Source organism: Microcystis sp. LE19-195.1E (genome assembly GCF_027532095.1).
GTDB classification, from domain to species: Bacteria; Cyanobacteriota; Cyanobacteriia; order Cyanobacteriales; family Microcystaceae; genus Microcystis; species Microcystis aeruginosa.
In genome coordinates this window covers 1-2,527 of the sequence record NZ_JAPZSZ010000016.1, presented here as the reverse complement: position 1 = coordinate 2,527, position 2,527 = coordinate 1, and the positions used below count along the sequence as shown (strand labels likewise).

Annotated in this window: 2 protein-coding genes; both read left to right on the top strand. The window is 48.9% G+C overall.

Annotated elements, in window-relative coordinates; genetic code table 11:
* A partial coding sequence (locus O9300_RS01265) for a hypothetical protein (RefSeq protein WP_287969572.1) occupies positions 1-266 on the top strand: 266 nt, incomplete at its 5' end.
* Positions 267-413: 147 nt separating this feature from the next.
* Positions 414-2,267, top strand: a complete 1,854-nt coding sequence (gene ilvB / locus O9300_RS01260; RefSeq protein ID WP_287969571.1) for a biosynthetic-type acetolactate synthase large subunit — start codon at positions 414-416, stop codon at positions 2,265-2,267.
* Positions 2,268-2,527 lie beyond the last annotated feature (260 nt).

Sequence of the window (2,527 nt, the reverse complement as noted above, 5' to 3'; positions counted from 1 at the left end):
ATCAAAAGACTATTCAAAAAACTCCTGTGCAAAGTCAAGATCAGGTTCAATCAACAATATTATCATCTTCTCCCCACTTCCCCACTTACCCACTTCCCCACTTCCCCACTTCCCCACTTCCCCACTTCCCCATCACCCCACACCCCACACCCCACACCCCACACCCCACTTCCCCACACCCCACTTCCCCATCACCCCATCTCCCCACACCCCACACCCCACACCCCACACCCCACACCCCACTTCCCCAGATATTGCATGGGTAAGATGCAAAAAGAAAAAAAACTGCAGCCAAAAAGGTGAGATGGAATACACTAAAAGTATAAGGTTATCAATTTTGCTATTTTCCAAGTTGCATCCTAGGCAACAGAATTGCAATTATCCCTCTCATTAGAAATTGGACGGTTTGCCCTGTGGTTTCATCACTTCCCAAGCCCAATGACTCTTTAACAACGGTTCCCCAGCGTTGTTCTGGGGCTTATGCCTTGATGGACAGTCTCAAACGTCATGGTGTTAAGCACATCTTCGGTTATCCGGGTGGTGCGATCCTGCCCATCTATGACGAACTCTACCGCTTTGAAGAGCGGGGAGAATTACAACATATTTTAGTGCGCCACGAACAAGCGGCCGCCCATGCCGCCGATGCCTACGCTAGGGCCACCGGCAAAGTGGGGGTCTGTTTCGGTACTTCCGGCCCCGGGGCGACCAATTTGGTGACAGGCATCGCTAACGCACACATGGACTCCATCCCGATGGTAATTATCACCGGTCAGGTGAGTCGGGCGGCCATCGGTTCCGATGCTTTCCAAGAAACCGATATTTATGGTATTACTCTCCCGATTGTTAAACATTCCTATGTGGCTAGAAATGCCCGGGAAGTAGCGAGAATCGTCGCTGAGGCCTTCCATATCGCCAGTACAGGACGACCGGGACCGGTTTTAGTCGATATTCCCAAAGATGTCGGTTTAGAACTATGCGATTATATCCCCGTCGAACCGGGAGATGTGAAACTAACCGGCTATCGTCCCACGGTTAAGGGCAATCGCCGTCAAATCGAGGCCGCTTTACACCTCTTGGAAACCGCCGAAAAACCTTTACTGTACGTTGGCGGAGGTGCGATCGCAGCGAATGCCCACGCCCAAATCGCCGAGTTTGCCGAACGTTTTCAGTTACCCGTCACCACCACGTTAATGGGGATCGGTGCTTTTGATGAACATCATCCCCTCTCGGTGGGAATGTTAGGAATGCACGGCACCGCCTACGCTAATTTTGCCGTGACCGAGTGTGATTTATTAATTGCCGTCGGCGCTCGTTTTGATGACCGAGTAACCGGAAAATTGGACGAATTCGCCTCGAAAGCTAAGGTAATCCATGTGGATATTGACCCCGCCGAAGTGGGCAAAAATCGCTCCCCTGATGTGCCGATTGTCGGGGATGTGCGGGTAGTTTTAGAACAAATACTCCAAAAAGCCAGAGAATTTGATTATCCCACTAATTCCGATCGCACCCAAGCTTGGTTAGCCCAGATCGAGCGCTGGCGACAAGATTATCCTCTGCAAGTACCCCGACCGGAAGGCAGACTTTCCCCCCAAGAAGTGATCGTTGAGGTGGGTCGTCAAGCACCCCACGCCTACTATACCACCGATGTGGGCCAGCATCAGATGTGGGCGGCCCAATTCCTCAAAAATGGCCCCCGACGTTGGATTTCTAGCGCGGGATTGGGGACGATGGGTTTCGGTTTACCGGCTGCTATGGGGGTAAAGGTGGCTATTCCCGATGAGGAGGTCATCTGTATTAGTGGTGATTCCAGTTTCCAAATGAATCTACAGGAATTGGCCACCCTAACCCAATTTAATATTCATGCCAAGACGATTATTATTAATAATGGTTGGCAGGGGATGGTACGTCAATGGCAAGAAGCTTTCTATGGGGAACGTTATTCTAATTCCAATATGGAAGCGGGAATGCCGGATGTGGAACTGTTAGCCCAAGCTTACGGCATTAAAGGCATTACTATTCGCCATCGAGAGGAATTAGCCGCAAAAATTGCCGAAATGTTGGCCCATGATGGTCCAGTTTTAGTCAATGCGATCGTGACTAAGGACGAAAATTGTTATCCCATGGTCGCCCCCGGCCAAAGTAATGCCCGTATGATTGGTTTACCGAAAATTGTCACTGGGGGTTGTGAAATGCTCAATTGTCCCAGTTGTGGCGCGGTTAACAGTTGGAATAATAAATTCTGTCCTGAATGTGGGGCGAAATTGTAGCCGAAAATTGTTAATTAATTAACCAGCCTCCGTTAAGTATAACGGAGGTTTTTGGCTTTTTCTCTACTATGTGAACAGCATAAGTAGGTAGGCGTTAAAAATTATCAGATGCCTCGTTATTAAGCTATCCATTAGTCACATCTTTCTTAACATAAAATTTGACAAAAAGAGAAAAGTGTGCCAGATGGCTCAAGGGGGTTCTATGGGGGGACTAATTTGATGAGATAGTTTCCAAGTCTGGCTGATATCATGTAACCTTC